This window comes from Cyclobacterium sp. 1_MG-2023 (assembly GCF_030546805.1).
Classification (GTDB): Bacteria; Bacteroidota; Bacteroidia; order Cytophagales; family Cyclobacteriaceae; genus Cyclobacterium.
Genome location: NZ_JAUOPC010000006.1, coordinates 83,794 through 95,896, shown reverse-complemented (window position 1 = coordinate 95,896; position 12,103 = coordinate 83,794). Strand labels below are relative to the sequence as shown.

Genomic DNA, 12,103 nt, shown 5'->3' with positions numbered 1-12,103 from the left:
CTGTCAATGAATAAGTTGGTTGGAAAGCTGTAGCAAGTCTTCTGCTACAAAATCATTCTTTGGGGAGAGCGGATAATTTGATTTTCCTGCCCTTTTGATAAAAGCAGTCTGTAATCCTTCTCTGGCAGCACCTACCAAGTCCCAAGGATGCGCAGCAATCATCAAGGCCTTATCTGCAGCAATTTCCATTTTGTCGAGGACATACGCATAGGTCGAGGGGTGTGGTTTAAATTTTCCTACACTTTGAATGCTAAAAATTCTATCAAACAACTGGCTGATGCCGGCAGATTTTAACTGTTCATTGACAGTTTCCAAGGTGCCATTGCTTAGGGCGACAATTATAAAACCTGCATTTTTTAAGCGTTGAAGGCCTTCAAATACATCTGAATGTGGAGAAAGCTTTTTGAATTCGCTTAAAATTATTTCTCGTTTTTCAGCTGAAAGCGCTTTGCCATGATTTTCGGCAGTCATTTCTAAACATGCATCAGCAATTTGAGAGAAATCAGCAAAATCACCGGTTACAGTTTCCACCAATGAATAATGCAATAAAGATTGAAACCACTTTCCTGCTGCCTCAGGATTTCCTATTTCTTTATTTATTGCAGTCTGCACTGCTTTTGTATCTAGCAGGGTTTCATTCACATCAAATATTAACAATTGGGGTGAGGAAGACATAATATTCTATTTTAGCGGGTGACTATAAATTGTCAGTAGGGATTAATTAACTTTTTCGCCTTTGTTTAGCCATATTCCCCACATCTTATTGTAGGTATGGACTTTGTTGGTCGGCAATGTGTCTGCTTGGAACACGGGATTGTTTTCATTTACCCAATGAAAAATTCCTCCATAAAGGTTATATACTTTACTAAAACCATTTTGTTTTAATATTTTTCCAATTTCTTGACTTCGGGCACCAATTGAACAATAGACAACTATGGTGCTGTCCTTTGGAATGCCCTTTACCGAAGAAATGTCAAAAGTTTCATAACCTACCCATTGAGCCCCTTTCAGGTGGCTTACCTCAAATTCGTTTGCTTCACGGGTGTCTAATAATAAGGCATTATTGATGAGCTTCTTTTGTTCGGGATAAACCAAATCAAAATTTTGATCATAAGTGCTTTTAAGCAAAGCCTTATAAGCCAAGCTTTGTCCATAGCCTTTCTCTACTGAAAGAGAGGAAACCAATAAGCATAAGGAAAGTATGTATAAAACTTTCATGGAACTAGAACAAAACTTTAGTCCCAATAATTTCTAAATTTTAAAAATTTATCCCCCTTTATGAATGCTTACCAACCTACATAGGGGGGAGCAGCGATGTCTTTAAGCCTCAGGTATACCAAACACTGCGCACGGTGGTGTACTTGATGCCCCCGCAATAAGTAAAAAATATTTTCTTTGGTCATGTTTTCATTGCCAAAGACGATCTTTTCATCCAATATGATTTTTTCTGCATTTTTGATTAACTCCAATACATAATTATTTGCCTGTGATAGCAGCTCAATGGTCTCTTTTTTATCGATAGAGTCTTTATTTTCTTTGTTATAAAAAGATTTTTTTTGTCCATTGATTTTGCTGGTAAGATAACTGATATTGTCTACGATATGTAGCAGCTGATCTTTAAAAGACATGGACTCAGGGCTCGGCTTGTAATCATAAAGTTCGGCGGGCATGGCCTCTGCTACAAGCTGTGAATAATTCATATTGCGTTGCCAAACCATAGGGTACTGGTCGGAAAAATACATTTGTGCTTTTAAATCTGAAATGCCCATAATAAAAACCAATAATGAAAATTGAATGATTAACTTTCCTTTCATAACAGGGGACAATAATAACATCTTTGGTTTAAAATGCAATGCATAGGGTAAATTGAACAAGAGTAAGCATTGCTTTGGGCTTCAACCCGAAATATACAATAGACCATCTATTAGGTGCAGAAATTTTCAAACAGTTTGACTTTCTTGCGATTGCAACCCTCTCTGGAAAAATTCAAGACAGGCCTCACAAATCCTATTGCTTAATCCGGGTTCAAATTAAAACCGATGCGTCAAGATTTTCGTTTCTTAAATAAATTGCAGCATATGAATTTTAAAACCTTTAGGTTTTCTCTTGTTTTATTTTTCTTCTTAATACTGATGACCGGATGCTTCTCATTTAGAGATAATGACAAAAGTCTCTATCGGTTGATGGAGAAGAAGGAAATTGCTTTTGAAATAAATTATTTGGAGGAATATCCTTTGCGCTGGTTATGGTACGAAAATACTGACAAGGAGGCGCCTATATTACTGTTTATCCATGGTGCACCCGGTTCTTCTTCTGCTTTTCTTTCTTATATTCAGGATGACACCTTAAGAGAGCAATTTTCTATTTTGATCATTGATCGGCTAGGTTATGGTTATTCAGATTATGGCAATTACAGAGCCATTCCCCAGCAATTCGAAGCCATAAATACCTTAATGAATGAAGTTCATGCCAACAAACAGAAGGTCTATACAGTAGGGCATTCCTATGGAGGAACTATTGCCGGCTATATTGCCATTCAGGATCCGAAATGGCTCACAGGTACAGTAATGATCGCTCCGGCCATAGATCCTGAGCAGGAAAAATACTTTTGGTTTGGAAAGTTGGCTTGGTATAAAAGTACCCGATGGATGGTTTCTAAGTCATTAAGGGTTGCTGCAGATGAGAAGTATTCCCATGAAAAAGAGCTTAGAAGATTCGTTAATCATTGGGATAAAATAAACTCCCCAATTTTACACATACATGGTGACAAGGATGGTTTGGTGCCTTATGGAAACATAAATTTTTCCATGCAAAATATTCCCAAAAATTGGTTGGAGGTCAAAACCATTCCCGGTGAAGGCCATCTGATTCCTTTTACAGAGAAAGAATTAATGATTAGTGAAATTCAAAAATTTATTGGCACAAATTAAATGATGGATTCAAGGAAATAATTTTGCTAAAGATATTTTGTCTATGGTGATTTAAATCACTTATTTTCTGTTTGGTAACCTTTAAATTTATTGTATTAGATGCAAGAGTACTACTAAAGGCTCTGCTGTTTTTTCAAATTTCTTCTTCAATAAAAATAATAGTACCATGACAAAAAATATGGGATCAACCGACAGAATCATAAGGACAATTATTGCAATTGTTGCCTTGTACCTTTATTTCTCGGGAATTGTAACGGGAGTATTGGGCATTGTGTTAATTATCATTTCCGCCATTTTTCTACTAACGAGCTTGGTTAGTTTTTGTCCACTTTATACTTTGTTTGGCATCAAATCATGTAAGACGCATTAAGAGCAGGAGATTCAATCTTCTATTCCCTTCGTAGGTTTGGTGAAAAAATAGGGTAGATAGGATAGAAAAATCGTTCACAGAACTAGACATAAAAAAAGGAACAAACTCTTTTGGGAGTTGTTCCTTTTTCATTTGTCAATTCGCGGAAGCTATTTTTTATTCCTCAAAATCGTCCTCAATATCATCTTCTCCGGCTGCACCCAAGTCAAACATGCTACTGAAAAGATCATTGAACTGCATGCCTGTGTCCAGTAGTTTCTTGCTCAGTTGGCTGTGCTCTGCCAAGCCATGAAGTGCGAACTCCATGTAAAACTCTTTTTCTTTTTCCGGTAGCTCTTTTACAAATTGTGTAGTGATTTTCTCCAGTCCCGGAACATCCTGTAATAATTTTTTGTATTCTTTATCGCTTTGTGAGGCCAATATGTCCAAGCTATTGCCTTCGCCAAACCAGGAAAGTGGTAAGACATAAGGATTGCCTTCTTTTGCTTTCTTTTTCTGCTCGGGGGAAGGGAAATGCTGAGAAAATAGGGTACGAACGGCTTTGCCGATAAGATTGTAAGCCACCAATCCTGCACCTTCTTGTTCTCCTTCATAGACCAGTTCTACCTTACCGGTGATGGCAGGAATTACCCCTATTAGGTCGACTATCCGAACAATGGTTTCATTTTCACCATTCAGGTACAATCTTCGTTCTGCAGCCGAAATGAGGTTTTCATAGGCAGAAATGGTCAACCTGGCAGAAACACCACTTTTTTCATCCACATATTCACTTTCTCTGGCCTCTACTGCAATTTGTTCAATCAGGTCTTTCATCAGCTCAGGAACATGGATTCTATCCATTGGCCTGTTGTTGACTTTAGCTTCCTGCTCGGTTATTTTTCTTCCTATTTCGATGCTTTTCGGATAGTGAGTAATGATTTGACTTTCAATCCGGTCTTTGAGCGGAGTGACGATACTTCCTCTGTTTGTATAATCCTCAGGGTTGGCTGTGAAAACAAATTGTATATCCAAAGGAAGCCTTAATTTAAACCCCCTGATTTGTATATCTCCTTCTTGTAAAATATTAAACAATGCCACTTGAATTCTTGCTTGCAAATCGGGCAATTCATTGATTACAAATAGGGATCGGTTGGATCGTGGTACCAATCCAAAGTGAATGACCTTTTCATCATTGTAAGACAATTTCATCGTTGCGGCCTTGATGGGGTCCACATCACCTATTAGATCTGCAACGGATACATCAGGGGTTGCCAGTTTCTCCGTATAGCGGTCTTCTTTTGCCCACCAAGTGATGGGCGTATCATCTCCCTTTTCAGCAATCAATGCTTTGGCAAAAGTAGAAATGGGCATCAAGGGATCATCATTAAGTTCTGCTCCTTCTACAACAGGTACATAATCGTCCAATAGCATGGTCATCATCCTTGCAATCCTTGTCTTGGCTTGACCCCGTAAGCCCAAAAGGTTGATGTTATGTTTGGAAAGAATGGCCCTTTCTATATCCGGTATTACCGTATCCTCATAACCCCAAACGCCTTCAAAAACATTTTCTTTGTTTTTGATTTTGCGAATGAGATTGTCTCTTAGTTCTTCTTTGATGGATTTGGGACTGTAACCAACCGCTTTTAATTGTCCCAGGGTTTTTATTTTTAATAAATCTTTTGCTTTCATTTTGCTGTATTCCATATTTTAAAAACGTTTGGTTCTGTTTCTTCGGTAATCTTCAAAAATTAAATGTCCCAATCCTTGCAAGTTGCTGTAATAGGCATTGCCGTTATTCACCGTAGTAAATTCTTTAACAAACTCCTTAAGGTAAGGGTCAGAAGCGATCATAAATGTGGTGACAGGAATTTTTAACCTTCTGCATTGTGCAGCAAGTTTAAGTGTTTCCTTGAGAATTTTACTGTCTATACCAAAGCTGTTTTTATAGTATTTGATGCCCACCTTAAGGCAGGTAGGTTTTCCATCAGTGATCATGAAAATTTGTTTGTTTGGATTTTTTCTCCTTCGCAATAGGTTCATGGCCAGTTCAAGTCCGGCCACTGTATTGGTGTGGTAGGGCCCAACCTGGAGGTAGGGAAGGTCTTTTATTTCAATTTGCCAAGCGTCATTCCCAAACACAATCACATCTAGCGTATCTTTGGGGTACCTGGTCTTCACCAATTCGGCCAAGGCCATGGCTACCTTTTTGGCCGGGGTGATCCGGTCTTCGCCGTATAGGATCATACTGTGGGAGATGTCAATCATCAAAACAGTGGAAGTCTGGGTCCGCATTTCACTTTCCACCACTTCAAGGTCATCTTCGGTTAGAAGGAAATCTCCGGAAAAACCATGGTTAATCTGAGCATTTCTTAGCGAATCTGTTAAGGCAATCTGATCCAAATTGTCGCCAAAAGCAAAAGGTCTGCGGTCTGTTCCTCTTTCTTCGCCGGGGCCGGTGTGGTTGGTCTTGTGCTGTCCGCCTTTTCCTTTTTTGAGCTTGCCAAAAATTTCTTCTAAGGCACTTTTACGTATGGACTGTTCCGCTTTACCGGTGATTTTAAATCCTCCATTACTCTTTTTCTCATCCAGATAACCTTTGCTTTTAAGGTCCTCAATGAAGTCTCCGATGCCATATCCCGGTTTGGTCATGTTGTACCTTTTGTCCAAATCGGTGAGCCAGCTAAGTGCCTCAGCAGCATCACCTCCCGTCATGGTGACCAACTGAAGGAAAATATCCAAAAGCTGCTCAAAAGTATTTTTATCTTCGTCCTTTTGAGGGACAAATTTGCTGAATCTAAAACCTTTCATAGTAGGGTAACAAGAATTAAGGCCGAGAGGTTTAAACTAAGTCAAATACCTCAAAGAAATTTGGACTTCAAAGGATTGCAGTTTTGGATCTGCCCAATGGAATGGTGTAAATGATTGCTTATTGACTTTTTCTAAGGTCTTAAATTGAAATGATTCTAGGAAGTTCAATAGACCAAGAACACCTCTTGTAAGCAATAGTAAATCAAGTAGCTAGCATTTCCTTGATTTTTTCAGCCTGAAGGTTGCAATTGATCCATTCGGATTCCATATGTGCCCTGTACTTCTTATAGAACCTGATGGCCGGTTCATTCCAATCTAGGACCTGCCACATCATGCCTGTGCAACCTTCCTCAAGTGATTTGGCCATCACTCTTTCAAAAAGCAATTTGCCGGCACCTTTTCCACGCTCTTTTTCAGTGACAATATAATCTTCCAAATAAAGACGCTTGCCTTTCCACGTGCTGTAGCGGTAATAGTAAATGGCAGTACCTATAATGGTGTTGGTTTCCTCTTTTTCCACCACAAAAAAGCCGAAAACAGGCTCAGGCCCAAACCCATCCTTTTCCATCATTTCTAGTGTATTGGTTACTTCCTCAGGGGCTTTTTCATACAAGGCCAATTCTTTGATAAGTTCAAGAATGGCAGGTAAATCCTCTTTTTTTCCTTCTCTAACAGTATACATAATTTGAAATTAATAAAATTGGTCAACTTTACCTTTGTAAGCCGAAGCTTTCTCCAAAATTATTATTGGCAGTTTTTTGCTTATCGGATGACTTACAATTTTTATCTTTGAGGCTTAACCCTTTGAAACATGTTTCTATCTATTGATGCAGGAAATTCTAATATTGTATTTGGTTTTTATCAAGAAGTAGATGATTGCTGGGAGGAAGTACTTCGAATCCCAACAAAAAAAGACCTCAAGGTTTATAATCTTGAGAGAAAGATTGCCATGTATTTTTTAGAGAAAGGCTGGGGAACCGATCGTATAGACCTAATAGGAATAAGTACTGTTGTGCCGGATTTGGAGCCTGTATTGATCCTATTTTGTCAACGGTTTTTTGGAAAGGATCCTTATGTTATCAATGAAAATAGCTACGAAAAACTACCTGTGACAGCGATGAACCCCAGAGAAATAGGTTCGGATCTAATGGCCAATATAACTGCTGCTTATTTACAATTTAAAGCGGCCTGTATTGTCGTAGATTTTGGAACAGCCCTGACTTTTAGTGTGGTGGATAAAGATGGGGGAGTTATTGGGGTGAACATTGTGCCCGGGATCAAAACTGCCATCAACTCCTTGTTTAACAATACCGCGAAATTACCCAAAGTGGAACTGAAGTTGCCTGAATCAGCTTTGGGGAAAAATACGGTTCATGCCATTCAGGCGGGCATCTTTTATGGATATTCAGGCTTGGTCAAAGGAATGGTGGAGGCCATTGAGAAGGAAACCGGAAAGGAATATCAATTGCTTGTTACCGGAGGCATGTCCTCATTAATGGGGCATTTGGGAGATAGGTTCAATAATGTGGATATCAACCTGACATTGAAAGGCATTTATGCAATCACTAGGCTCAATTTATAAAGTTGATTACATTTATCTTGATGCCAGCCTTTGGGAGAAAACTTTATGGGCATGGAAAAAAAGGGTCAATCTTCGATGATTTCCATTAACCGAGAGCCTAGATTTGAAATGTTTACCGCATTTTCTGAAAATGCGGAAACATTGGACAGAATAATTACGGCATTTTTCTTTTCTAAATTCAGGGTGATAAAAGAAGTGTAGCCTCCTGTTCCACCACTATGCATTAACCATTTGCCTACTTTTTTATTTTCAATTATCCAGCCTAGCCCAATGGAATTTTCATGAGGGTTAATAGAGAATGTTTTCTTTTGTGTAAGCGCCAATGCCTGATTGGCCGGGTTGAATTGAGCAAGGGCAAACTTAGTCAGATCTTGGGTACTGGATAGAATGGCTCCGGCACCTTGCAAAACATTTAGATCCCAGTTGGGCGTAACCTGACCTTCCACATCCAGGCCTTTGACAAGTTGATTCGATACCTTTTCTCTTTCGATAGTGGAGGACTTCATTTGCAATGGTTGGGTGATTCTACTTTGCAACATTTCCTCATAGCTGGAAGAATCGATCTTGGTCAGAATATAACCCAATAGTCCTACTCCCAAATTTGAATAGTCGAATTTTAGTCCGGGTTCCTGTTTTAATTCTAGCTGTTCTGTGAGGTATATTCTCAATTTTTCTTCCCCATAATCTTTGTAGGGATTGGCTGTATCCACTTCTGAAAGGATCAGGTTATCAGGGAGCCTGGGTAAGCCTGAACTGTGGTTCGAAAGTTGTTGCAGGGTAAATTCAGCTGTGTTATTGAGTTTCCATGGCAAATATTTACTGGCAGGGTCATTGAGGTTTAGCTTGTCTTCAAGGTTTAAGTCTGCCAGTAATGTGGCGGTAAATACTTTTGAGATAGACCCAATTTCAAAGACCTTATCATGGTTTTCTACTGAGAACAAGGTGTCATCTTCTAATTTCACTCCATAAAATTCCGGCTTTCCATTCTTTATTATGGCTATGGACAACTGGGTTTGGTTAAAAAATCCTTTGGCTTCCGTATGGATCAATCTTGATTGGCCTTCCGTAATTTTACCTTCATAGGCTTGCTGAAAGTTAACGGCTGCGCGCTCTTCCTGGCAGCTGATGCCAAGACATGCAATTAGAACAAGAATTATAAATTTTGGCATAAAAGCTATTCTTTTGCTTGGATTGAAGATATCAAATAAATCCCTGATTACCTTAGGAATAGGTGAATATCGTTCTGGGATTCTTTATCAATTAGTCAAGAACCTAATTCTTTTTGAACGACCTGGTTAACAATGTAGACCAAGAAAGCGTATAAGCTGAACTACCGTTAGTTGCTACGGCGAAACATTATTGAAATGTTGGTGGTTTTTAAAGTAATCACCGTTTAATTACCTTTGGGCATCATATAAGCCGGACTGTCTTTTGCACACTTGGCTAAAAGGAGAAAAATATGAAACGATACTATAAAATACAGGCCGTTTTGGTCTTTGTCTTACTCTTTACAAATAGTGGATTGGCACAGGATAATAAAAAATTAACACTTGAAGCGGTTATAAAAGACCAAGTTTTCACCCCCAAAACCGTTCAAGGCATCAACTGGATGAAGGATGGCAAATTTTACAGTAGCTTAAAAACGGTGGCAGGCTTTCCTCAGGTAGTAAAAATTAATGTGGCTACAGGTGAGGAGAGTGAAGTGTTGATTGATGGTAGGAAATTGGGGCTCAATTTTAGCAATTACGCTTTTAATCCGGAGGAAAGCATGGCCTTGCTGGGATCTGAAATAGAGCCCATCTATAGGAGGTCTACCAAAGCAATCTACCATTTGCTTGACCTAGAAACCGGAAACTTGAAAGAATTAGAAGAGGGAGAAAAAATATCCTATGCCAGCCTTTCTCCTGACAATCAGAAGGTGGCCTATGTAAAGGAGAACAACCTCTATTACCTGGACCTACAGACGGATGAAAAAGTTCAGGTTACTTCAGATGGAGAAAAAAACGCCATCATCAATGGAGCTGCCGATTGGGTTTATGAAGAGGAGTTTTCCATGTCCAAAGCTTTTGCTTGGTCTAACGATGGCAGTAAACTGGCCTATATTCGATTTGACGAAAGTGTAGTGCCGCTTTTCAATATGCAAAAATGGGGTGCTTTGTATCCGGAAGATGAGCATTTTAAATACCCTAAAGCCGGGGAGAAGAATGCAACGGTAAGTATCCAAATCTACCATTTGGAAAATGCGCAGACGCAAACTGTAGATGCCGGTGCTGAGACTGACATTTATTTGCCCAGAATGTATTGGGCAGCCGACAACAATACCCTTGCTGTAATACGGTTAAACAGGCTACAAAATCAGATGGATATCTTGTTTGCAGATAGCCAAACAGGAGAAACGAAAACCATCCTCTCTGAAACAGCCGAAACCTATGTGGATATGGATTACAATGACAATTTTCTCTTCCTTCCTGAGGGAGAGGGTTTCATTAGTACTTCCGAAAAGGATGGTTTCAAACACATCTATCAATATGACCTAGAAGGAAATTTAACCCGCCAAATCACTAGTGGGGAATGGGAAGTGACCGAATTGGTGGCTGTGGATAGTGAAGGAGGGAAAGTGTACTATGTTTCTACCGAACAGTCTCCATTGGAAAGACACTTATATTCCATCAATTTAAATGGGAAAAAGAAAAAGCTACTTAGTCCACAGGAAGGAACCCATTCTATTAACATGAGTCCTGACCAGCAATATTATATTGATGCTTACAGCACCGTCACCCAACCTCTTAAAGTTGTTTTGAATGATAATGGAGGGAAGCAAATTAAGGTTTTGGAAGACAATCAAGCTCTTCAGGAAAAAATGAAGGAATACGCATATCTTCCTAAGGAATTTTTTGATTTTAAAACCATAGATGGTACCACCCTTAACGGCTATATGATAAAGCCGGTCACGTTTGATCCGGCAAAAACCTATCCGGTATTAATGTATGTATATGGCGGTCCGGGTTCTCAGAATGTAATGAACAACTGGGGAAGTACGCGGGACTGGTGGCATCAGCATCTGGCAACTGAGGGATATATCGTGGTGAGCATAGACAATAGAGGTACCGGAGGTAGAGGTAGAGACTTTAAGCACAGTACCTACAATCAATTGGGGAAACTGGAGACAGAAGATCAAATCGCAGGAGCGAAATACCTCGCAGAACTATCCTATATAGATGCAAGCCGGATTGGCATATGGGGATGGTCTTATGGGGGATACATGTCTTCGCTGGCACTGATGATCGGCAATGAAACTTTCAAAACGGCAATGGCTGTGGCACCGGTAACGACCTGGAGGTATTATGATACCATTTATACCGAGCGCTTTTTACAGACCCCTCAATTAAACCCTGCCGGATACGATGACTTCAGCCCTATCAATCATGTAAACAAGCTCAATGGCAACTTTCTATTGGTACATGGTACGGGTGATGACAATGTTCACTTTCAAAATAGTGTGGCTTTGGTAGATGCACTTATAGCGGCAGACAAGCAGTTTGACAGCTTTTACTATCCCAATAGGAATCATGGGATTCATGGTGGTAATACCACCTGGCACTTGTATAAAATGCTGACCAATTATGTGAAGGAAAAATTGTAATAGGAAATTGTTATGATGGGACGAAGTTACCGCTATCGCTCAAACGCCACTGGTCTAAGTTTAGCGAAGCGTAACTTAGACCTAAAATGACGAAAGTTTTCAACTTTCATAACCAAAATTTAGGTAGCAAATATAATAGGTAAAACACCCTTTCCTCCTGCATAGTCAATGGCACTACTATACTGATAGTGTTCAGGTGTTGTTACGAGTCCTGCTTTTACAGGATTTTGATGAAGGTAATCCAATCGCTGCGTCAGCATTTTTGCATTAAAAAGTGCTATAGGGTGGTTACTTTGTTGCCAAAATTGAAATTTTTTATTGTTAGCATTTCTTTTGCCCGCCCTTTCAAATATCCAAAGCATCCATTCTTTCCTGCTTTCTTTTGGGTTTTCGGCAATCAATTTTAACAAAGCTTTGGAGGTATGCCGCTTTAAATCCCTCATAATGTCTGAAAGTCTATTGTTTTCGGAACTAATGATAAGGTGTACATGGCTAGGCATTATGCACCAAGCATACAATTCAAGGCCTTTATTTTTGCTACAAAAGACCAGAGAATCTACGATAATTTCAAAATAGATCTTTCTCGTAAATACGTCTATCCAATTTACGGTAGCAAAACTTACGAAATAAAGTTCACGGGAATCATGGAAAACATATTTTCTGCCCATAAAACTAACATGTCTAAATTTTTGAATTTTTTTTTAAAAATAGATTCTGAGCTTTTAATTTAGTAAAAATCAAAATAATTAAGCCTTACTCAAGTTGAAAACTTGAATGATGGTGGGACGAAG

Annotated in this window: 12 protein-coding genes; 4 read left to right on the top strand and 8 right to left on the bottom strand. The window is 39.2% G+C overall.

From position 1 onward, the window contains the following. Window positions 1-3: 3 nt before the first annotated feature. The 3 genes from Q4534_RS11035 to Q4534_RS11025 form a co-directional block, all read right to left on the bottom strand. Window positions 4-675: a haloacid dehalogenase type II gene (locus Q4534_RS11035; RefSeq protein ID WP_303613231.1), complete on the bottom strand. Its 672-nt coding sequence runs from the start codon at window positions 673-675 to the stop codon at window positions 4-6. A 42-nt stretch (window positions 676-717) separates the two neighbouring features. After that, window positions 718-1,218, bottom strand: coding sequence for a rhodanese-like domain-containing protein (locus tag Q4534_RS11030; RefSeq protein ID WP_303613230.1), 501 nt, complete (start codon window positions 1,216-1,218; stop codon window positions 718-720). A gap of 68 nt (window positions 1,219-1,286) precedes the next feature. Further along, window positions 1,287-1,814, bottom strand: a complete 528-nt coding sequence (locus Q4534_RS11025; RefSeq protein ID WP_303613229.1) for a DinB family protein — start codon at window positions 1,812-1,814, stop codon at window positions 1,287-1,289. Window positions 1,815-2,078: 264 nt separating this feature from the next. Here Q4534_RS11025 and Q4534_RS11020 point away from each other — a divergent pair, with 264 nt between their 5' ends. Next, the gene (locus tag Q4534_RS11020) at window positions 2,079-2,930 is read left to right on the top strand and encodes an alpha/beta fold hydrolase (RefSeq protein WP_303613228.1); all 852 of its coding nucleotides are present in this window, start codon (window positions 2,079-2,081) and stop codon (window positions 2,928-2,930) included. A 166-nt stretch (window positions 2,931-3,096) separates the two neighbouring features. Continuing rightward, on the top strand, window positions 3,097-3,300 hold the full coding sequence (locus Q4534_RS11015) for a DUF2892 domain-containing protein (RefSeq protein ID WP_303613227.1): 204 nt from the start codon (window positions 3,097-3,099) through the stop codon (window positions 3,298-3,300). Between the two features lie 156 nt (window positions 3,301-3,456). Here Q4534_RS11015 and Q4534_RS11010 read toward each other — a convergent pair whose 3' ends face one another. The 3 genes from Q4534_RS11010 to Q4534_RS11000 all read right to left on the bottom strand — a co-directional run bounded on the left by Q4534_RS11010 (window position 3,457) and on the right by Q4534_RS11000 (window position 6,769). Beyond that, on the bottom strand, window positions 3,457-4,983 hold the full coding sequence (locus tag Q4534_RS11010; RefSeq protein ID WP_303613226.1) for a magnesium chelatase: 1,527 nt from the start codon (window positions 4,981-4,983) through the stop codon (window positions 3,457-3,459). Window positions 4,984-4,986: 3 nt separating this feature from the next. After that, a complete protein-coding gene (locus tag Q4534_RS11005; protein ID WP_303613225.1) occupies window positions 4,987-6,087 on the bottom strand; it encodes a VWA domain-containing protein in 1,101 nt (366 codons plus the stop codon). Window positions 6,088-6,289: 202 nt separating this feature from the next. Beyond that, a complete protein-coding gene (locus tag Q4534_RS11000; RefSeq protein ID WP_303613224.1) occupies window positions 6,290-6,769 on the bottom strand; it encodes a GNAT family N-acetyltransferase in 480 nt (159 codons plus the stop codon). A 129-nt stretch (window positions 6,770-6,898) separates the two neighbouring features. Between Q4534_RS11000 and Q4534_RS10995 the strand changes: the two genes are divergently transcribed. After that, window positions 6,899-7,669, top strand: a complete 771-nt coding sequence (locus Q4534_RS10995) for a type III pantothenate kinase (protein WP_303613223.1) — start codon at window positions 6,899-6,901, stop codon at window positions 7,667-7,669. 65 nt (window positions 7,670-7,734) lie between these two features. Here the strand turns inward: Q4534_RS10995 and Q4534_RS10990 are convergent, their stop codons facing one another. Then, on the bottom strand, window positions 7,735-8,838 hold the full coding sequence (locus Q4534_RS10990) for a serine hydrolase (RefSeq protein ID WP_303613222.1): 1,104 nt from the start codon (window positions 8,836-8,838) through the stop codon (window positions 7,735-7,737). 290 nt (window positions 8,839-9,128) lie between these two features. Here Q4534_RS10990 and Q4534_RS10985 point away from each other — a divergent pair, with 290 nt between their 5' ends. Continuing rightward, a complete protein-coding gene (locus tag Q4534_RS10985) occupies window positions 9,129-11,312 on the top strand; it encodes a S9 family peptidase (protein ID WP_303613221.1) in 2,184 nt (727 codons plus the stop codon). A gap of 119 nt (window positions 11,313-11,431) precedes the next feature. Here the strand turns inward: Q4534_RS10985 and Q4534_RS10980 are convergent, their stop codons facing one another. Beyond that, on the bottom strand, window positions 11,432-11,980 hold the full coding sequence (locus tag Q4534_RS10980; protein WP_303613220.1) for an REP-associated tyrosine transposase: 549 nt from the start codon (window positions 11,978-11,980) through the stop codon (window positions 11,432-11,434). Between the last annotated feature and the right edge of the window lie 123 nt (window positions 11,981-12,103).